The following is an 18,788-nucleotide window of genomic DNA, read 5'->3' as shown; positions in this document are numbered from 1 at the left end:
CTCACTCCTCCCATTGGTGCGGTACGAAGACCGGCGCGGCGAGCACGACCGCGCGCGGCGGGGTGTCCAGCATCGGGCCGAACACGTCGAACTGGCCGGCGGAGTGCCAGCTCATCAGGGTGCCGCCGTCGGTCTTGCCGATGGAGTAGACGCCGGTCCACAGGGTGTAGCGGCCGCGCGGCAGCGGCAGCCGGGGGATGACGCAGGCGACGCGGTGGTCGCCGCCGGTCAGGCGGATCTCGTGGCTGATCTGGAAGATCGGGCTGGAGGTGCCTTCGCTGACGCCGAGGTGCAGGGTGGCGTCGCCGCGGTAGTCGCCCCCGAGGGTGAGTTCGACGGTGACGGGTTCGTCGGTGTGCAGGTTCTCCTCGCCGTCCTCGCCGCGCACTTCGTACTTCAGCAGCGTCAGCGGTTCGCCGACCCGGGCGGTGGCCTCGGACTGGGCCTCGATGGAGTCGCGGTAGCCGGCCAGGGCGTCCTTGATGCCGGCGTCGACCCGGACGGTGCCCTGTTCGAGCCAGACGCCGCGCCGGCAGATGGACTGGACGGCAGGGAGGTCGTGCGAGACGAAGACGATGGTGGTGCCCTGTTCGGCGACTTCGCGCATCCGGTCGAGGCAGCGCTGCTGGAAGACGGCGTCGCCGACGGCGAGCACCTCGTCGACCAGCAGGACGTGCGGCTCCAGGTAGGCGGCGACGGCGAAGCCGAGGCGCATCTGCATGCCGGAGGAGTAGAACTTGACCTGCCGGTCGATCGCACCGCCGAGCCGGGCGAACTCGACGATGTCGTCGAAGCGTCCGGCGACCTCGCGGCGCTTGAGGCCGAGCAGCGCGCCGAACAGGTAGATGTTCTCCCGGCCGGTCAGGTCGGGGTGGATGCCGGCCCGGATCTCGATCAGCGCGCCGATCCGGCCGCGGACGTCGATGATGCCCGCGTACGGGTACATGACCCTGGTCAGCATCTTCAACAGGGTGGACTTTCCGGACCCGTTGGAGCCGATCAGGCCGACCGACTCGCCCGGTTCGATGTGCAGGTTGATGTCGCGCAGCGCCCAGCGCCAGTCCTCGCCGCGGTCGCCGCGCAGCCGGCGGGCGGCCTGTTCGACCCGGTCGCGCAGCAGCATCCGCTGCTGGTCGGCGCGGAACCGCTTCCAGACCTGCTGGGTGCGGATGGTGCCCAGCGGGTAGTCACGCGACATCGGCGATCCCCGTTTCCAGCTTCTTGAAGAACAGGTAGCCGCCGACCAGGAAGACCAGCGAACTGGCGGCCGCGATCAGCGTCATCCGCCCGTCGGGGGCCTCGCCGTACAGCAGCGCCTTCCGGTAGCCCTCGATGACCGCGCCGAGCGGGTTGACGCCGACGTAGATCTCCTGCAGCCGGTGCGGGATCTTGGCCAGCGGGTAGGCGACCGGGGTGGCGAACACTCCCATCTGGGTGATGATCGGCAGCAGGTGGCGGACGTCGCGCAGGTACACCACGGCCACCGAGAGGATCAGCGCGATGCCGTAGGTGAAGGCGAACTGGATCACCAGCAGCGGCAGCGCCCACAGGAAGGTGGCGGCGGGGGCGGTCCAGAACACCAGGAACATCAGGCCGAGCACGCCGACGCCGATCGCCATGTCGACGGTGGCGACCAGCATGGTGGCCAGCGGGAACACCTCGCGCGGGCAGTACACCTTGTTCAGCAGGCTGAGATTGTTGGCGAGGCTGAGCGCGCCCTGGTTCATCGTGTTGCTGAAGAACTGCCAGACGATCAGGCCGACATAGGCGAACAGCGTGTACGGCACCGCGCCGGTCTCGATCTTCACGGCGCGATGGAAGACCAGCGTGAAGATGGCGCACAGCGCGAGCGGCGTGAGCACCGCCCAGGCGAAGCCGAGCACCGCCTGCTTGTACCGGGCGCGCAGGTCGCGTTCGGCCAGCGCGCGCACCAACTCCCGTGCGGCCCAGAGCTCGTGGGCCACCTGGACGGGGCGCAGCCGGCGTTTGAAGACCAGTTCGGGCGGTGGCCCGGCCGGGATCGTGACGCCGCCGGGCGCCTGTTGGCCCTCGCGGTCGTCGATGACCTGTGCGCGCTGTCCCCCCACGGACTCCCGCCCTCTCCGGGCGCGGTGCGGCCGCGCCCGGTGTCTGTGTCGGCTGTGTCGGAGCCGGGCGGACGGTGCGGTCCGGTCGGGCCCGGCGACCACCATGACACAGAGTGTGGGGGCGGCGGGCGGGTTCCGTGAAGATTGCGCCAGCTCAACCCGCCTGTCGACGGTTCTGGGCCGAACCGGTCCGCGCACCAAGGGAGTTCACGGCTCAGCGGGCCCGGTCCGGGCTTCCCTCGGCGACCAGCCGGTCGAGCGCGGCGGGCATGTTCTCGACGCCGCCGGCCCGGGTGGGCGAGGTGCGGCCGTCGTGGTCCACGACCACCGTGGGCAGTTCGTTGACCCGGTAGTCGGCGAACAGCCTGGGCGCCTGCTCCACGGCCCGGTCCACCTCCGCGGAGTGGTACGCGGCACGGAACTCGGCGGCGTCCATGCCGTGCGCGGCGGCCCAGTCGGCGGCGCGCTGCTCGGTGGTCAGGTCGACGCCGTCGTCGCGGACGGCGCGGAACACGGCGGCCTGCTGCCGGTCCACCTCGCCGAGCCGGTCGAGGGTGTAGAACAGCCGCGCGTGGGCGCGCTGTTCGGCCTCGTCGGGGCTGCCGACCCAGATCGCCGGGATGCGGCGCAGCGTGACGTCCGACCGGTGCTGGGCGGCCCAGCGGGTGAGCGGCGCTTCGAGCGCGGCGGAGTGCGTGCAGTTGTACCAGAAGAACTCGACGGCCTCGTGCAGGCGGGTGGCCTGCGGCCCGGCGGCCTGCGTACCGGCGGGCGGGCTCTGCGGTGCGGCGGCCGGGGCCTGCGAACCGACGTCGACCGGCCGGGTGTCGGGGGCCGATCCGTGCTGCTTGGCGGGACCGGGCTGCTGCGCGGCGGCGAGGTACTGACCCGGCGTCAGCAGCTGCTTCCCGGTCAGGCCGTGCGACGCGCTCGGACGGGCGGAGACGGCGGCGGCGGCGGCCGGGGCGGCGACCAGGCCCCCGGCGACGGCGATCAGGACTGTGGTTCTCAGCAGCGGCTTCACGAGGGCAGCGTGGCAGCCCGCCCCGGCGCGGGCCAGGCGATCCGGAGCCGGTCGGCGAAGTTCCCCGGAACGGAGCAGCACCGCTCGAACGGACGTCTGGCGCCCGGATGTTCGCCCGGGCGTTCGCCCGGGCGGGCAGTGGAACGCCGCCCGGTCGTCGGGTCCCCGGCGGGCGGGCGGCGCCCCCGCACACTCGCCCACCGGAACCCGGTCACGTCGTTCCTCGACTACTTGCCGAGGCCGCGCAGCTGGGCCTTGGCCTCGGCCTCGGAGGCCTGCGGGACGCCGATCTGGACCTGGGCGGAGCCCTCCTCCTTGATCGGGCAGTACCGGGCGTCCTTGACCTGCATGGGGAGGGAGAGGACGTCCTCGTTGCGGACCAGCACCAGCAGCGAGCCGGTGGTGCAGGAGGCGTTGGGCGCGACGGGCGGCGCGGAGAGCCAGGTGACGGCCTGGTAGACCGGCACGTTGGGGTGCAGCACGGTGCCGTGGGCCTTGTCGGTGGCGAAGGTGCCGGAGCCGAGGACGCCGCTGACGAGCTTCTGGAACTGCGCGGTGTGGTCGGTGCGCAGGTCGGGCTTGCCGTAGACGACGCACTCGGTGGACGTGGTGTTGGTGAGCTTGATGATGCCGGTGATCCGCGGCTCGGCGCTCCGGTCGAGGGTCAGCTCGGCCTTGACGTCGCTCTCCTTCTCGGAGTTGCCGCAGATCCGGACGTCGGCGGCGGGCTTGCCGCCGCCGGGGGCGGCGGACGAGGAGCCGCCGGACGCGCCGTCGGAGGCGGCCGGCGGGGCCGCCGGGGTGCTCGCGGCGGTGCTCTTCGCGGGCGCGGCGTTGGTGGAGCTGTCGGGGTCACAGGCCGTCAGGGCGAGGACGGAGCAGGCCAACAGGGCAAGGGCGACGGGCTTGCGGAGGTTCATCGAAGGCTCCTGCGGGGGCGAGGTGTGCGGTCCGCCGAGCGGCGGGCATGCGTCACCACGCGTCCGGTTGTCGGACGGTTCCTCGACCTTCCGTCCGGTACGCCGCTGTTACACGTCCGGGACGGACCGCGGGGCCGAACTCCGGTCAGGGCCGGTTCGGTTCGGGTCCCGACGGCTCGGCGGCCGTGACACTCCGCACCTCGACCCGGTCCAGTCGGACTCCCCAGCCGGCCGCGGCGGGCGCCACCTCGCGCAGCAGCGCGCGCCTCAGCTCCTCGCGTGCGGTGGTCAGTTCCCCGAACGTCCGCTGCTCGGCCTCGGTGCGCATCACCACCAGCGCGAGCTGACAGATCGCCGTCCGGTGGTTCTGCACCGCGGTGGCCGCCACCACCGGATCCACCACCCAGAACGTCAGCACGGCCTCGACGCGCGCCCGTCGGCCGTCCATGGCGGGGCCGGTGAACGGCACCTCGACAACGGTCTCGGACACGTCGACGCACTCCAGCCGATCGACGAACGGCACCAGCACGACCGTCCCTGGCCGCAGCACGCGTTCCCGCAGTCGGCCGGTGCGGAACACCAGTCCGCGCTCGTTCTGCCCCACCCGCTTCACGCTCGCCGCCGCCGCCAGCAGCACCACGAGCCCCATCGCGACAAGCCACGCCATGGCTGCCTCCCCCACTCTCGACCTGCACCCAGTATGGGCGGCGCATGGCCAACCAGCAGTGGCTGCGAACGACTTGGCCCGGCGGCGAGCACGGCCGACCGGACATGAGAGACGCGTTAGGAGAGGCTGCCCTTAGTAAGGTTAGGATCACCTTATGACATACCTGCAGCTGGCCGCGGAGGCGGCCGGATACACCACGCCTCCGACCTGGCGGGTCCTCACCAAGGCCGGCTACTTCGTCGGCCTGAGCGGCACCATCGGCACCACCGTCACGTACCTCACCTCCGTGCGCCCCGCCCTCAGGGCCGCGAGCACCACGTCCGAGGACGCCGCCGCACTGCGCCGACGGTCGGCCGGCTACCTGGCCTGGGCGGGCGTCGTCCTGCTGGTGACCGGGTACTTCCAGCTGGTGGCGCGCGTCGCCAGGGCCGGCAAGGGCATGCCGTTCGGCGACGCCATGGCCCCCGGCCGAATAGCTGACTTCCTCGACGCCCCGGCGGCCAAGGACGCCTGGATCGCGCAGGGCACGCTCTACCAGCTGCAGAACGTCGTGCTCCTCGCCACCGCCGCCGCACTGATCGCGCTGTTCGTCCCGGCGGTGCGCCGCCACCTCGACCGCATCGTCCTCGCGGCGCTGCCGGCCTCCCTCGCGATCACCCTGATCGCCGGCACCCCGGCCACCGCGCCCGCCAACCTCGACCGCTGGCTCGACCCGGTGTTCGACCAGCTCCACATCGTCTCCGGCACCGTGTGGCTCGGCGGCCTGGCCCTGCTGGTCGCCCTCGCGGGCACCCGCGGCCGCCTCGGCGAGGGCGCCGGCCTGCTGTGGGCCGACATCTGGCGCCGCTTCAGCCTGGTCGCCATGGTGTGCGTCGGCGCGGTCACCGTCTCCGGCCTGTGGCTCACCTGGAAGCACGTCGGCGCCGTCTCCCAGCTGTGGACCACCGGCTACGGCATCGCCCTCCTGATCAAGATCGTGCTGGTCCTCGGCCTGGTCACGGCCGGCGCCTTCAACCAGTTCTGGCTGATGCCGAGGATCGCGCAGGCCCGCCGCGCCGACGACTCCGCCTCGCTGCTGCACCTCACCCTGCAGCACTTCCCGAAGGTGGTCTGGGGCGAGGTCGTCCTCGGCGTCGCGGTCCTGGTGGTCCTGCCCTTCATCACCGGCTCCGCCCGCACCGAGGCCGGCAGCGCGAAGGCCGTCTCCGACGGCAGCGTCTTCGCCGCCGGCGCCGCGCTGGTGGCCGCCCTCGCGGTCTCGCTGTACGCCACCGCGAAGGCATCCGACGCCCTGTCCCGCCGCCCCGCCCCCGGCGCCGCCGCACCCACCACGGCCGGCTGAGGCTCGGCGACCGCGTCACGCGAGGAGCGGAGAGATCCGGTCGGGCGAGGGTCGCGGGCACCGCCCGCCGGCATGCCGACCGGACGGTCAGTTCCTCGCGTCCACCCGCCGTCCGGCGCGGGCGACTTCGCGCAGCAGGTGCTGCCAGCGGGTGGCAACGGCGGCGAGGTCGAAGTGGGCGAGGGCGTGCTCGCGGGCGGCCTCGCCGTAGGGGGCGCGATCGGCGGCGAGGAGGGTGCGGAGCGCCTCGGCGGCGGCGGACGGGTCGTCAGGGGGCGTGAGCAGTCCGGTCTCGCCGTGGCGGACGACGTCGGAGACCCAGCCGACCTCGGTGGCGACGGCGGGCAGAGCAGCCAGGGCGGCTTCGATCAGGACGCCCGGGACGCCTTCGGAGTCGCTGGTGAGCAGCAGCAGGTCGGCGGCCCGGTAGAGCGGTGCGGGGTCGGCGAGCGGGCCGAGCAGGTGGGTGCGCGGGCCGGCGTCGGCCGTGAGGCGTTCGCGCAGCGGGCCCTCACCGGCGAGGGCGAGGTGGACGTCCTCGGGCAGGCGGGTGTGGGCGGCGAGGGCGAGGTCGGGGCGCTTCTCCGGGCTGAGCGCACCGATCCAGGCGATCAGCGGCCCGCCCTCGGGCAGCCCGAGGGCCTCCCGGGCGGCAGCCTTCTCGGCGGGGCCGACCGGAGGCGAAAAGCGCTCCGCAGGACGGGCGTTGGGCAGCACGTGCAGTCGGCGGGCGGGCAGCCGGAACCGGGTGCGCAGCAGCTCCACGGCGTGCGGCGAGATCGCGGCGACGGCGGCGGCCCGGTGCAGGAACGCGCCGACCCGCAGGCGCCGGGCGGGAGTCGACGTCCAGTGCCGGGGGTCGCCGATGTTCACGTAGACGAACGGGGTGCGGGCGGCCAGCAGCCCGAGCGCGCACGCCTGCAGCGTGGACGACCCGTGCGCGACCACCACGTCGGCCCGCTGGGCTGCCCGCCGCAGCGCCCGCAACGTGTCCAGATGGTGGCGCGAGGGCCCCAGCACGGCCACCGGCTCGGCGGGATCGGCGTCCGGATGCGGATGCAGCGCCACCAGGTCGGACGTCTGCCCACGGCGCGACAGTTCGCCGTGCAGGTCGCGGGCGAGGCGCTGCGCGCCTCGGGCCCGCGGGTCGGTGATCACGTGCAGGACGCGCGGCTCGGCCATGCGCCCGACCCTACCGAGACGCCGCGGACCGGCGGGCCGGGTTCGGCCGACTGCCCGCCTCCGGCCACGGGTCGACACGGTGCCCCGATGGCGCGGCGGCAGTCCCGCGACACGCCGTGCGGCCGGGCGGCGCCGCTCGTCCCGCGCCGGTGCGACGCCCGCAGGCGTGACTCAACTCCCCTGCTGGCCTGCCGACTTGCGCAGCTCGGGCAGGTTGTCCGCCAGGAACTCGTCCACCGTCCGCGCCGGGCGGCCGAGCAGGTCCGGGACCGCGGTGGTGACGTCGGCGAGGGCGCCCGCGGCCGCGCCGCGGAAGAGGTCGGCGAGGGCGCGGGCGAAGCCGATCGGGGCGCCCTGGCCGGCGAGGGCGGTGGCGAGATCGCCGGGGGCGAGGGCGACCCGGCCGACGGGGCGACCGAGCGCGGCGGCGACGCGGGCGGCGAGTTGGGCGTCGGTGAGGGCTTCGGGACCGGTGAGGACGAAGGTCTCGCCGGGGCGGGCGGGGCCGGTGAGCAGGACGTCGGCGCAGGCGGCGATGTCGTGGCAGTCGATGTGCGAGATCGCGCCGTCGCCGTAGCGGCCGATCAGTTGCCCGTCGGGGGTGAAGGCGCCGGGCCCGAGCAGGTTCTGCAGGAAGCCGGACGGCTGCAGGACGGTCCAGGGCAGGCCGGAGGCGGCGAGGCGGCGGTCGAGTTCCCAGTGCGCGCCTTCGGAGAGGGCTCCGCCGGGCGAGGCGTGCCAGACCGAGATCTTGACGACCCGTTCGACTCCGGCGGCGGCCGCCGCGTCGATCACCGCACTCAGTTGACGCACCATCGGCTGCTCGCCGTCCACGGCCTGCGCGCCGGGCCCGTTGAGGAACAGGCGGTCCACGCCCTCGAACGCGGCGGCGAGCGAGGCGGGGTCGTCGAAGTCGCCGATCACGTGGTCGCAGCCCAGCCCGCGGCCCTTGGCCCGGTCGCGGACCAGTGCGCGGAACTCGACGCCGCGGTCGGCGAGTCGGCGAACCAGGTGGCGTCCGACGGAGCCGGTGGCTCCGGTCACCAGGATCATGGCATGCCCCTTCCCCCGGACGCCCCGTTAAACTGAGGCATCCTCGATTTCCCGATAACCCGAGGATGCCTCGACTTAATCGGGAACGCAAGCGCACCAAGGGAGTTGCCATGCCCGCACAACCGACCGGCCCCACCCGCCGACGTCCGCGCGCGGACGCCCTGCGCAACCGGGAACGGCTGCTCGCCGAGGCCGACGCCGCGTTCCGGGAGGAGGGCACCGGCGCCTCGCTGGAGGGCATCGCCCGCCGGGCGGGCGTCGCGATCGGCACCCTGTACGGGCACTTCCCGACGCGTGCCGCGCTGATCGCCGCCCTGCTGGAGGAGCGCAACCGGGCACTGTTCGCACACGGCGAGCGGCTCGCCGAGGACCCCGACCCGGCCCGGGCGCTGGCCGAATGGGTCCGCGCGGTGGTCGGGCACGCCGCCGCCTACCAGGGGTTGACCGAGCAACTCTCGGCAGGAGCCGTCGAGTTGAGCGAGTCCTGCGCCGCACTGACCGCGCTCTGCGACCGCTTCACCGACCGGGCCGGGCAGGCCGGCGCGCTGCGCGGCGACACCACCGGCGCCGACCTGTTCACCCTGATGAACGCCGCCGCGTGGAGCCGCGAGCACGACACCCGCGAGCAGGCCGACCGGCTGCTCGACATCGCCCTGGCCGGCATGCTCGCCACCACTCCCCCGCCCGCCTGCGGGTAGCACCCATCAGCTGGCGGGTTTCGCGGACGCGGGCCCTCCGGGGCTGGGATGCTGAGCCCCGGTCAGGGGGTGGCCCGGGCGAGGGGGTGGCTGCGGTGCGCGTGGTGTACGTGATCGACAGTGTGAGCCGGGTCGGTGGCGCGGAGCAGGGGCTGGTGGCGATGGCTCCGCTGCTGGTGCGCGCGGGCGTGGAGCTGCAGGTGGCGTTCCTGAAGGAGTCGCCGGGCGGGTTCCAGGAGGAGCTGCGGGCGGCGGGCGCCGAGCCGGTGCCGGTGCTGCGCGGCTCGCGCCCGGCCCGACTGGCGGCGCTGCGCGCCGAGTTCCGCCGCCGCCGCCCGGACCTGGTGCACACCACGCTGTACGAGTCGGACGTGCTGGGCCGCCCGGCGGCGCTCGCCGCCCGGGTGCCGGTGGTCTCCAGCCTGGTCAACTCCGCGTACGGGCCGGAGCACCTGCGCGCCCGCGGCCTGAGCCCGTGGAAGGTGCGGGCCGCGCAGGGCGTGGACGCGCTGACCGCGCAGGGCGTGCGCCGCTTCCACGCGCTGACCGACCACGTCGCGGACGCGATGGCGGCCCGTCTGCTGGTGCCGCGCCGCCGGATCGACGTGGTGCCGCGCGGCCGCGACCCGCAGCTGCTCGGCACCGCGACCCCGCAGCGGCGAGCGGCGGTGCGGGCGGCGCTCGGGCTGGAGGACGAGGTGCCGGTGGTGCTGGCGGCGGCCCGGCAGCAGTACCAGAAGGGCCTGGACGTGCTGCTGTCCGCCTGGCCGGAGGTGCACGCGGCCCGGCCGGACGCAGTGCTGCTGCTGGCCGGCAGCCGGGGCGCGGAGACGGCCCGGCTGGAGCAGTTGGCGGCCCGGACCGAGGGGGTGCGGTTCCTCGGGCCGCGGGACGACGTGTTCGACCTGATGGCGGCGGCGGACGTGTGCACGGTGCCCTCGCGCTGGGAGGGGCTGGGCAGCGCCGCGATGGAGGCGATGGGCGTCGGCGTGCCGCTGGTGTGCGCGGACGTGCCGGCGCTGCGCGAGACGGTCGGCTCGGAGGACTACGCGCTGCTGGTACCGCCGCAGCGGCCCCGGGAGTTGGCCGCCGCACTGCTGCGGGCGCTGGACGGGCCCGGCGAGGCGCTGGTGCGGGCGAAGGCGGCCCGGGCGCGCTTCCTGACCAGGTTCACCCTCCAGCAGGTGTCCGCCCGGATGGTCGAGTTCTACGAGCGCGCACTGACCTGACGGTCCAAGGGCGGTTCGCCGACGGAGCGAACCGGACCGGTTGATGACGTTTCGTCAGATTGTGTGCAGGCGTCCGGAATACGTCCACAGCTTGGTACCGGAATCGCCAAAGCGCTTGCGTCGCAGGTCCGGGCCGGGAAGCATCGTTCACCGGGGATGTGGTCTGGGGGGACCGTCCAACTGCGCGTGGCCGCAGCCGTGGAACACCGTCCGTGGGGCGGGTCGGCGCGGGCGTCGGGACGAGGCGAGGGGAACCAACCGGTGGAACCGGCAAATCTGTTCACCGTTCTGCGGCGGTACTGGCGGCTGCTGGCCGGCTGCACCGTCGCCGCGCTGATCGTCGGGTTCGTGCTGACGCCGGCCGGTGACGCGGTGGACAACGGCAAGTGGCAGTGCAAGGTGGCGATCACTCCCGTCGCGGGCGCGGCGGACACCGTCCGGGCCGACCAGGTGCTGTCGTACGCGCAGGGCTCGGCGGTGACCACGGCGGCCGCGCAGAAGCTGCACATCACGGACGTCGCGAGCCTGTCGGCGCGCCGCACGGTCGCGGCCGCCTCCACCCAGATGCTGGTGTTCACCACCACCGGCCCGACCCAGCAGTCCTGTGCGGACCTGGCGGCGGCGCTGTCGGAGGCCACCATCACCGGCTACAGCCAGGAGTCGAAGAAGAGCGCCGACGAGTCGATCAAGCGGCTGCGCGCCCAGGCCGACACCCAGCAGCAGCAACTCGACGACCTCCAGAAGCAGTTCAGCCGGGCCAACACGACCGATCAGGCCAAGCTCCAGCCCCAGCTGTCCACCGCGACGGCGGCGCTGACCAAGACCCTCGGCGCCATCGCCGACCTCCAGAACTACAGCCAGACCGACGCGATCCAGCAGTGGGGCTCGATCGACGCGAAGGAGCTCGGCGGCAACCTGCTGACCTCGCCCACCCGCAGCGTCCGGCTCGCGCTGGCGGTGGTGCTGGGCCTGGCGCTGGGCGTGGTGGCGGCGCTGATGCTGTCCCGGATGGACACCCGGCTGCGCACCCGCGACGGCGCCGAGGAGGCGTTCAACCTGCCGGTGATCGGCGAGATCCCGCTGCTGTCGCGGCGGCTGCGCCGGCTGCGCGAACCGCTGGTGACGGCCCGCCCGGAGGACCCGGCGACCGAGGCGTACCGTTCGCTGCGCTCCACGCTGCTGCTCACCGGGCCGCGCGCGCTGTCGGCGCAGCTCGGCCAGGGCGGCCTGGACCCGGACGACCGGCGGGCCCGGCGGGCCGCCGAGCCGGCGCCGGTGGTGCTGGTGATGTCGGGGCGCTCGGGCGACGGGCGGACCACCACGGTGGCGAACCTGGCGGCGACGCTCGCCGAGACGGGCCGTCAGGTGCTGGTGCTGGACTGCGACTTCCGTCAACCGGGCCTGCGCGGCCACCTCGGGGTGGGCGACGGCCCGGGCATGGCGGAGCTGCTGTCGGGCGAGCAGCTGCCGGACCCGGTGGACCTGATCCGCCGCACCAACGTGCCGGGCGTGGCCCTGATCACCGGCGGCAACACCACCGCGTACCCGGCGGCGCTGGTCCTGCGCGCCGGGGAGGTGCTGAAGCTGGCCCGCCGGCACGCGGACGTGGTGCTGATCGACTCCTCGCCGCTGCTGCACGCCAACGACGCCTACGACCTGGTGCAGCACGCGGACGCGGTGCTGGTGACGGTGATGGCGGGCAACCTCCGCCCGGAGGAGGCGGACCGGGTCTCCGAGCTGCTGGCCCGCACCGGGGTGCCGGTGGCGGGCGTGGCGCTGCTGGGCGCGGAGGGCACCACGGGGCGGCGCAAGCGGACCCTGCGGCCGGGCCGCCCGCCCGCGAAGGGCTCCCCCGCGAAAGGCTCCCCCGCGAAGGCCGCGCCCGCGGCGAAGAGCACTCCGTCCGTCCCCGAGCCGCAGCGCCGCACCGAGCCGGCGCCCCGGGTGGAGCCGCAGCGCCGACCGGGCGAGCACCAGCGGCCGGCCGATCCGCGGCCGGCCGCACCCGGGTACGGCGAGGCGCCGGACCGCCGGGACGGGGCGACGAGTTGGGGCCGCCGGCCGGCCGAACTGCCGCCGGAGGAGCCGGTGGAGACCACGCTGCAGCTGCGCCTGGGCGAGGACCGGTGACGGGCGGGCCGGCCCGGGTGCTCTGGCTGGCCAAGGGCCTGGGTCGGGGCGGCGCGGAGCAGCTGCTGGTCAACTGCGCACGCCACGTGGACCGTTCGCGGTTCGCGGTCGAGGTGGCGTACGTGCTGCCGCAGAAGGACGCGCTGGTCCCGGCGCTGCGCGCGGCCGACGTCCCGGTCCACTGCCTGGGCGCCGCGCCGGGGAGGCGCTGGCCGCTGCGGCTGCGGGCGCTGCTCGCCGAGCGCCGCTTCGACCTGGTGCACACCCACATGCCGGTGCCGGCGGTCGCCGCCCGGCTGCTGGCGGGCCGTCGGAAGCTCGTGCACACCGAGCACAACCTGTGGGAGCGCTACCGCCTGCCGACCCGCTGGGCCAACGCCCTCACCTACCGGCGCAACGACGCGGTGATCGCCGTCTCGCACGCGGTGGCGGCGGGCATCGGCCGCCGCCGGCCGGACGACGGGTGGCTGACGGTGGTGCACCACGGCCCCGACCTGGGCGACGCCCCGGCGGGCCCGGCCGCCCGCCGCGCGGCCCGCTCCGAACTCGGCCTGCCCGAGGACGCGTTGGTGATCGGCACGGTCGGCAACCTGACGGCGAAGAAGGACCAGGCGGCGCTGCTGACCGCGTTCGCGCTGCTGCGCCGTACCCGTCCGGACGCCCGGCTGGTGCTGGTCGGCGCGGGCCCGCTGGAGGCACGGCTGCGCGAACTGGCGGGCGACGGCGTGCTGTTCGCGGGCTCCCGGGGGGACGTGCCGGCGCTGCTGCCGGGCTGGGACGTGTTCTGCCTGAGCTCGCGCCAGGAGGGCCTGCCGGTGGCGCTGATGGAGGCGATGACCACCGGCCTGCCGTCGGTGGTGACCAGGGTCGGCGGCATGCCCGAGGTGCTGGACGACGGCGTCGAGGGCCGGCTGGTGCCGCCCGGCGACCCGGCCGAACTGGCCGCCGCGCTCGACGGGTTGGCGGCCGATCCGGGGCTGCGGAAGCGGATGGGCGCGGCCGCCCGGGAGCGGTCGAAGGTCTTCGACGTGGCGGGCGCGCAGCGGGCGATCGAGCGGGTCTACGCGCGGGTGCTGGCACGCTGAGTCCGGAGGGGACGAGCACGACGTGAGCGGTGAACTGACGTACCGCCGGCTGGAGTCGGCGGACGTGCCGGCGGTCCTGGAGCTGCTGACGGCTTCGCTGGCGGGCGGCCCGACGGGGCGGCGCAGCGCCGAGTTCTTCGACTGGAAGCACCGGGCGAACCCGTTCGGCGCCAGCCCGGGCCTGGTGGCGCTGGCGGCGGACGGGCGGCCGGTGGGGGTGCGGCTGTTCCTGCGCTGGTCGTGGCGGGGCGCGGGCGGCCGGGAGGTGGCGGCGGTGCGGCCGGTGGACACCGCGACGCACCCGGACTTCCAGGGCCGCGGGATCTTCCGCCGGCTCACCCTGGAGCTGCTCGAACAGGTGGCCGGCGAGGCCGAGTTGGTGTTCAACACGCCGAACGGCAACAGCCTGCCGGGGTATCTGAGGATGGGCTGGCGGGAGTTGGGCCGGGTGCCGGTGGCACTGCGGGTGGCCCGGCCGATGTCGTTCGCCCGGGGCGCCCGGGCCGCGCTGGCCCGCCGACCGGGCCCGTCGGGGCCGCCGCGCTGCGAACTGCCCACCGCCGCCGACTGGTTCGCCTTCCCGGACCCCCGGCTGCGGGAGCTGCTGGCGGAGCGGGCGCTGGCGGACGCGGCCGAGACGCGGCTGCACACGGTGCGCACCGCCGAGTACCTGGCCTGGCGGTACGGGGCCGCGCCGGGCCTGGACTACCGGGTGGTGACGGTGGAGCGCGGCGGCGAGCTGGTCGGGCTGGCGTTCGGCCGGCCGCGGCGGCGCGGCCCGCTGGCCGAGTTCACCCTGGCCGAGCTGATCGTCCGCCCCGGCGACCGGGCCGCGGCCGGCCGGCTGCTGCGGGACGCGGCCGCCGCCGGCTGCGACCACGCGGCGACCCACCTGGCGCCGGGCACCGAGGCGGCGTCGGCAGGCCTGCGGGCGGGCTGCCTGACGGCGCCGCGCACCGGCATGGTGCTGGCCGCCCGCACCCCGACCGGGCCGCTGCCCGCCGAACGCACCCTCGCCGACTGGCGGTTCAGCCTCGGCGACCTGGAGGTCTTCTGATGCCCGCGGTGCAGCCCGCGGCACGCCCGTGGCCGCCCCGGCTGCGGGAGGCGGCCCGGCGCGGCCGGCCGACCGCGCTGGCCTGGGCGCTGGTGATGGCCTACGTCTCGGTGTTCGTGCTGGCGATGGTGCACACCTCGTACGACACCTGGGGGGCGCTGCTGGTCGCGCCGGCGCTGATGGCGATCGGCACGCCGATCCTGGCCCGGGTGGCGGCGAACAACCCCGAGCGGGGCGTGTTCAAGCTGCTGATCGTGGCGATGGGCGCCAAGCTGGCCTGCGCGTTCCCGCGCTACCTGATGGCGTTCGTGCTGTACGGCGGCGCGGCGGACGCCAAGATGTACGACCAGAAGGGCTCCGACCTCGCCCAGTACCTGACCACCGCCGACCTGCTCGGCGGGCTGCACTACGACCTGGGCATGAAGGTCGCCGGCACCGGGTTCGTCATCATCGTCACCGGGGTGGTCTACGCGGTCACCGGGCCGACCCTGGTCGGCGGGTTCCTGGTGTTCTCCTGGCTGGGCTTCTGGGGGCTGCTGTTCTTCTGGCGGGCCCTGCAGATCGCCTTCCCGGAGGCCGATTCGCGGCGCTACGCGAAACTGGTGTTCTTCCTGCCCTCGCTGCTGTTCTGGCCGTCCAGCATCGGCAAGGACGCCTGGATGATGTTCTGCCTGGGCCTGACCACGTACGGCGTGGCCCGGCTGCTGGACCGCCGCTTCGGCGCGTTCGTGTGCATCGCGCTGGGCTCGCTGGGCACCGCGATGGTCCGCCCGCACGTCACGGTGCTCGCGGGCGCCGGGCTGACCGTCGCCTACGTGCTGCGCAAGCGGCCGCAGCAGGTGTCCGCGCTGGGGCCGCTGCGCACCGTGCTGACGGTGGCGGTGCTGGGCGTCGGCGTGATGCTGATGCTGCAGCAGGTGTCGACCTTCTTCGGCACCAGCGGCACCGGCGGGGACGCCGTCAACCAGGTGCTGTCGGAGACCTCGCGGCGCACCTCGCAGGGCTCCTCGGTGATCAACGCCTCGACCGCGGAGGACCCGGCGCCCGCGTTCAGCCTGAACCCGGCCCGGCTGCCGGTGTCGGTGATCAGCGTGCTGTTCCGGCCGTTCCCGTTCGAGGCGTCGAACATCCAGAACCTGATCCAGTCGGTGGAGTGCTTCGCGCTGCTGGTGATGTTCGTCCGGGCCTGGCCGCAACTGGCCCGCATTCCCAAGCTGTTCGTCCAGCGCTCGTACGTCGCCTTCACGGTGGTGTACACCCTGCTGTTCTGCTGGGCGTTCTCCACCATCAACAACATGGGCATCCTGTCCCGCGAGCGGGTGCAGGTGCTGCCGCTGGTCCTGGTGCTGCTGGCGATCCCCCGGCCGGCCGCCGCCGGCCGGGTGCCGCGCCGCCGCCGCCCGCCCGTGTGGCGGGTGCAGCCCGGCCAGTGGGGCGGCGGCCCGGGGCCCGAACCTCCGGTCGCCGTCGGCGCACCGGACCCGTACCGAACCCAGGGGGGATCGACCACATGACGACCGACCAGTTGCGCCCCGCCGTCCTCGACGGCGCGCCCGCCTTCCCCGACGGCCTGCCGCTGACCCGCGTCCGGGTGCCCGACCGCGAACGGCTGCTCGGCCGGCTCGCCGAGGTGCTCGACTCGGGGATGCTCACCAACGGACCCACTGTCCGCCAACTGGAGGACGAAGCCGCCGAGTTGCTCGGCGTTCCGCACGTGGTGGCGGTGTCGAACTGCACGGCCGGCCTGATGCTGGTGCTGCAGGCCACCGGGGTGGGCGGCCGCCGCCCGGTGCTGATGCCCGGCTTCACCTTCTCCGCCACCGCGCACGCCGCGCACTGGGCCGGCGGCGCCCCGCTGTTCGCCGAGGCCCGCGAACAGGACATCACCCTGGACCCGGCGGACGCCGAGGCCCGGCTGAAGGCCGCCGACGCGCCCGCCGCGCTGATGGCCACCCACGTGTACGGGACGCCCTGCCAGACCGAGGAGCTCCAGCGGATCGCCGACGCGGCCGGCCTGCCGCTGGTGTACGACGCCGCGCACGGCCTCGGCTCGGCCCGCCGCGGTGTGCCGATCGGCAACTTCGGCCTGGCCGAGGTGTTCTCGATGAGCCCGACCAAGGTCGCGGTGGCCGGCGAGGGCGGCCTGGTCGCCACCCGCGACGCGGCGCTCGCCGCCACCCTGCGCACCGCCCGCGACTACGGCAACCCCGGCGACTACGACACGCTCTTCCCCGGCCTGAACGCCCGGATGAGCGAACTGCACGCCGCCGTCGGCCTGACCTGGCTGGCCGGCCTGCCCGAGCGGGTCGCCCACCGCGGCGCCCTGGTCGCCGAGTTCGCCCGCGCCACCGCCGGCCTGCCCGGCCTGCGGCTGGCCCTGCCGGAGGACGGCGACACCTCCACCTTCAAGGACCTCACCCTGATCCTCGACGCCGACGACTTCGGCCTGAGCAGCCGTCAGCTGGCCGCCGCGCTCAAGGCCGAGGGCATCGACACCCGCCGCTACTTCCACCCGCCCGTGCACCGGCAGCGCGCCTACGCCCACCTCGGGCAGGCGGCGCAGCTGCCGCGCACCGACCGGCTCGCCGACTCCGTGCTGACCGTCCCGCTGTGGTCGCACATGAACGCCGCCACCGTCCGCCGGGTCGCCGACGCGGTGGTGCGCGTCCAGTCCTTCGCGCCCGAGGCACGGACCGTCCTGCGCGACGTCTGAGCGAGCCTCGCAAGACGGTTCGGCGATTAGTCGGATCAGGTGAACTCGGTTGGACCGCCGGGAGGTTGGCCCGTCAGGATGGCGGACATGTTCAAGGGATTCCGCAGCTTCCTGCTGCGCGGCAACGTGGTCGACCTCGCGGTCGGCATCGTCATCGGCGCCGCGTTCACCGCCGTCGTCACCGGTTTCGTCGCAGCCTTCCTGACCCCGCTGGTCGGCGTCGCCTCCGGCGCCGTCGGCGACTTCAGCAAGGAGACGTTCACCGTCGCCGACGTCACCTTCCCGTACGGCGCCTTCCTCCAGGCACTGATCAGCTTCGTGCTGGTCGCGGCCGTCATCTACTTCGCCGTCGTGCTGCCGGTCGCCCGGCTGCAGAACCGCTTCAATCCGGTCAAGGACGCCCCGGTGGCCAAGGTCGACTGCCCCGAGTGCCTCAGCACCGTCCCGGCCGCCGCCACCCGCTGCGCGCACTGCACCAGCGAACTGGCCGGCCGCCCGGGCTTCCCGGCCCAGGCCACCGCCCCGGCCGTCACCCGCTGAGCGACCATCCGCACCACTCGCACCACCCGCACCACCCGGCCCGGACGGCGCCCGCCGCCCGGGCCGGCGCCTGTCCGGAACCCGACGCCCCGCCGACGCCCCGCCCACCGGCGGCCGGCCCCTCCGGCCCTGGTCCGCCCGGTGGGATCCGGTGAGATCCGGCCGACGGCATTAACAGAACCTTTACTGGCCCTTTCCCCGCCCCCAGGTGAACCTTTTACACCTTTCCGACCGGCGGATCGCCCACGGACCATACGTCGGGGATGGCCGAAATGATCCGACTGTTCGCCCAACTAGCTCCGGGATTGTCCGATTTGAGCCCGCGAAGACTCTGTAAACTGTTGAAGTCCGGGCCCTCCCGCTCTCCTCAGCAGGCCTGCTGTGGGCTTACGGTATGCCCCATGACCTCGCCCCGCTCCTACGACGGAGTCGGCTACCCCTCTCCGTCCTTCTCCTCCGGCACGCCCATCTACGACAGCCTGGTCGCAGAGCGGGGCATCCCGCAGATCGCGCCCATCAACGTGCCCCCGGCCCACTCGGCCCCCACCTGGTCCGCCGCCTACGGCAGTGGCCTCACCGACGGGTTCGGCACCGGCGGCCTCGGCACCGGCTTCGACTCCCCGGCGTCGAACCTGCCCGCCCTGCCGCCGGCCCGCCTCGCCCTCGGCCCCGGCCCGAGCAGCAGCCCGGTGCCCGCGCCGCACATCCCGGTGCAGCCCGGCTACGCCGCCGCGCCCGTGCCGCCGCAGCCGTTCATGCCCGGCCAGCGCCCGGTGGCCCCGGCCTACCCGCAGCCCGCCCAGGCGTACCCGGCCGCCCCGGCGAACTCCTTCGCCACCGCGCCGCAGGGCTTCGCCCCGCAGCAGTTCGGCGGCCAGCAGTTCGGCGCCCAGCCGGTCGGCCAGCAGCAGTCCTTCGCCGACCAGTCCTTCGGCGGCAACACCCTGCGCCCGGCCCAGCCCAACCCGCCGCAGCAGTACCCCCAGTACCGCCAGTACCCCCAGGCGGGCTGACCGGATCGATCGCAACTCCCCTCCCCACGGGGGCAAGGTCTCACATCT

General features: G+C 74.4%; 17 protein-coding genes. 10 read left to right on the top strand and 7 right to left on the bottom strand.

The features are described from left to right. Position 1 precedes the first annotated feature (1 nt). The 5 genes from ACI1MP_RS29495 to ACI1MP_RS29475 all read right to left on the bottom strand — a co-directional run bounded on the left by ACI1MP_RS29495 (position 2) and on the right by ACI1MP_RS29475 (position 4,698). Positions 2–1,198, bottom strand: coding sequence for a polysaccharide ABC transporter ATP-binding protein (locus ACI1MP_RS29495; RefSeq protein ID WP_380341394.1), 1,197 nt, complete (start codon positions 1,196–1,198; stop codon positions 2–4). Beyond that, the gene (locus tag ACI1MP_RS29490) at positions 1,188–2,087 is read right to left on the bottom strand and encodes an ABC transporter permease (RefSeq protein WP_100589301.1); all 900 of its coding nucleotides are present in this window, start codon (positions 2,085–2,087) and stop codon (positions 1,188–1,190) included. Before ACI1MP_RS29490 ends, ACI1MP_RS29495 begins: the two co-directional genes overlap by 11 nt. Before the next feature lie 214 nt (positions 2,088–2,301). After that, positions 2,302–3,111 (bottom strand): thiol:disulfide interchange protein DsbA/DsbL, encoded by an 810-nt coding sequence (locus tag ACI1MP_RS29485; RefSeq protein WP_404869861.1) that lies wholly within the window; start codon positions 3,109–3,111, stop codon positions 2,302–2,304. Between the two features lie 227 nt (positions 3,112–3,338). Beyond that, on the bottom strand, positions 3,339–4,031 hold the full coding sequence (locus ACI1MP_RS29480; protein ID WP_404869860.1) for a hypothetical protein: 693 nt from the start codon (positions 4,029–4,031) through the stop codon (positions 3,339–3,341). A gap of 145 nt (positions 4,032–4,176) precedes the next feature. Beyond that, positions 4,177–4,698 carry an SPFH domain-containing protein gene (locus tag ACI1MP_RS29475; RefSeq protein WP_404869859.1) on the bottom strand — a complete coding sequence of 174 codons (522 nt, stop codon included), beginning with the start codon at positions 4,696–4,698 and terminating at the stop codon, positions 4,177–4,179. Positions 4,699–4,852: 154 nt separating this feature from the next. On the opposite strand from ACI1MP_RS29475, the gene ACI1MP_RS29470 reads away from it, so the two are divergent. Further along, a complete protein-coding gene (locus tag ACI1MP_RS29470) occupies positions 4,853–6,040 on the top strand; it encodes a copper resistance D family protein (protein ID WP_404869858.1) in 1,188 nt (395 codons plus the stop codon). Positions 6,041–6,127: 87 nt separating this feature from the next. Here ACI1MP_RS29470 and ACI1MP_RS29465 read toward each other — a convergent pair whose 3' ends face one another. Further along, a complete protein-coding gene (locus ACI1MP_RS29465) occupies positions 6,128–7,222 on the bottom strand; it encodes a glycosyltransferase (RefSeq protein ID WP_404869857.1) in 1,095 nt (364 codons plus the stop codon). A gap of 171 nt (positions 7,223–7,393) precedes the next feature. After that, positions 7,394–8,275, bottom strand: a complete 882-nt coding sequence (locus ACI1MP_RS29460; protein ID WP_404869856.1) for an NAD(P)H-binding protein — start codon at positions 8,273–8,275, stop codon at positions 7,394–7,396. Between the two features lie 110 nt (positions 8,276–8,385). Here ACI1MP_RS29460 and ACI1MP_RS29455 point away from each other — a divergent pair, with 110 nt between their 5' ends. From ACI1MP_RS29455 to ACI1MP_RS29415, 9 genes are all read left to right on the top strand, one after another. Further along, on the top strand, positions 8,386–8,973 hold the full coding sequence (locus ACI1MP_RS29455; protein ID WP_404869855.1) for a TetR/AcrR family transcriptional regulator: 588 nt from the start codon (positions 8,386–8,388) through the stop codon (positions 8,971–8,973). A gap of 95 nt (positions 8,974–9,068) precedes the next feature. Next, entirely contained in the window at positions 9,069–10,202 is a 1,134-nt protein-coding gene (locus ACI1MP_RS29450; RefSeq protein ID WP_404869854.1) for a glycosyltransferase family 4 protein, read from the top strand. Positions 10,203–10,463: 261 nt separating this feature from the next. Then, positions 10,464–12,332 carry a tyrosine-protein kinase family protein gene (locus ACI1MP_RS29445; protein ID WP_404869853.1) on the top strand — a complete coding sequence of 623 codons (1,869 nt, stop codon included), beginning with the start codon at positions 10,464–10,466 and terminating at the stop codon, positions 12,330–12,332. Further along, a complete protein-coding gene (locus ACI1MP_RS29440) occupies positions 12,329–13,417 on the top strand; it encodes a glycosyltransferase (RefSeq protein ID WP_404869852.1) in 1,089 nt (362 codons plus the stop codon). The genes ACI1MP_RS29445 and ACI1MP_RS29440 overlap by 4 nt, the downstream gene beginning before the upstream one ends. 22 nt (positions 13,418–13,439) lie before the next feature. Continuing rightward, complete coding sequence (locus tag ACI1MP_RS29435; RefSeq protein WP_100589290.1) at positions 13,440–14,474, top strand: GNAT family N-acetyltransferase; 1,035 nt, start codon at positions 13,440–13,442, stop codon at positions 14,472–14,474. Next, complete coding sequence (locus ACI1MP_RS29430) at positions 14,474–15,988, top strand: hypothetical protein (protein WP_404869851.1); 1,515 nt, start codon at positions 14,474–14,476, stop codon at positions 15,986–15,988. The genes ACI1MP_RS29435 and ACI1MP_RS29430 overlap by 1 nt, the downstream gene beginning before the upstream one ends. Then, a complete protein-coding gene (locus ACI1MP_RS29425; RefSeq protein WP_404869850.1) occupies positions 15,985–17,187 on the top strand; it encodes a DegT/DnrJ/EryC1/StrS family aminotransferase in 1,203 nt (400 codons plus the stop codon). The genes ACI1MP_RS29430 and ACI1MP_RS29425 overlap by 4 nt, the downstream gene beginning before the upstream one ends. A gap of 87 nt (positions 17,188–17,274) precedes the next feature. Further along, positions 17,275–17,727 (top strand): large conductance mechanosensitive channel protein MscL, encoded by a 453-nt coding sequence (gene mscL / locus ACI1MP_RS29420; protein WP_380341425.1) that lies wholly within the window; start codon positions 17,275–17,277, stop codon positions 17,725–17,727. A 401-nt stretch (positions 17,728–18,128) separates the two neighbouring features. Further along, positions 18,129–18,740 carry a DUF6643 family protein gene (locus ACI1MP_RS29415; RefSeq protein ID WP_380341428.1) on the top strand — a complete coding sequence of 204 codons (612 nt, stop codon included), beginning with the start codon at positions 18,129–18,131 and terminating at the stop codon, positions 18,738–18,740. The last annotated feature ends 48 nt before the right edge of the window (positions 18,741–18,788 follow it).

The sequence above is a fragment of the Kitasatospora griseola genome (genome assembly GCF_044999035.1).
GTDB lineage: Bacteria > Actinomycetota > Actinomycetes > Streptomycetales > Streptomycetaceae > Kitasatospora > Kitasatospora griseola.
The sequence above is the reverse complement of the archived record's forward strand: the minus strand, read 5'-3'. Positions and strand labels throughout refer to the sequence as shown.

What these genes read in the sequence shown, in the direction of transcription:
- ACI1MP_RS29495 (WP_380341394.1), bottom strand. Translation starts at nt 1,198, where the DNA reads ATGTCGCGTGACTACCCGCTGGGCACCATCCGCACCCAGCAGGTCTGG.
- ACI1MP_RS29480 (WP_404869860.1), bottom strand. Translation starts at nt 4,031, where the DNA reads ATGAACCTCCGCAAGCCCGTCGCCCTTGCCCTGTTGGCCTGCTCCGTC.
- ACI1MP_RS29475 (WP_404869859.1), bottom strand. Translation starts at nt 4,698, where the DNA reads ATGGCGTGGCTTGTCGCGATGGGGCTCGTGGTGCTGCTGGCGGCGGCG.
- ACI1MP_RS29470 (WP_404869858.1), top strand. Translation starts at nt 4,853, where the DNA reads ATGACATACCTGCAGCTGGCCGCGGAGGCGGCCGGATACACCACGCCT.
- ACI1MP_RS29465 (WP_404869857.1), bottom strand. Translation starts at nt 7,222, where the DNA reads ATGGCCGAGCCGCGCGTCCTGCACGTGATCACCGACCCGCGGGCCCGA.
- ACI1MP_RS29460 (WP_404869856.1), bottom strand. Translation starts at nt 8,275, where the DNA reads ATGATCCTGGTGACCGGAGCCACCGGCTCCGTCGGACGCCACCTGGTT.
- ACI1MP_RS29455 (WP_404869855.1), top strand. Translation starts at nt 8,386, where the DNA reads ATGCCCGCACAACCGACCGGCCCCACCCGCCGACGTCCGCGCGCGGAC.
- ACI1MP_RS29430 (WP_404869851.1), top strand. Translation starts at nt 14,474, where the DNA reads ATGCCCGCGGTGCAGCCCGCGGCACGCCCGTGGCCGCCCCGGCTGCGG.
- ACI1MP_RS29425 (WP_404869850.1), top strand. Translation starts at nt 15,985, where the DNA reads ATGACGACCGACCAGTTGCGCCCCGCCGTCCTCGACGGCGCGCCCGCC.
- mscL (WP_380341425.1), top strand. Translation starts at nt 17,275, where the DNA reads ATGTTCAAGGGATTCCGCAGCTTCCTGCTGCGCGGCAACGTGGTCGAC.
- ACI1MP_RS29415 (WP_380341428.1), top strand. Translation starts at nt 18,129, where the DNA reads ATGACCTCGCCCCGCTCCTACGACGGAGTCGGCTACCCCTCTCCGTCC.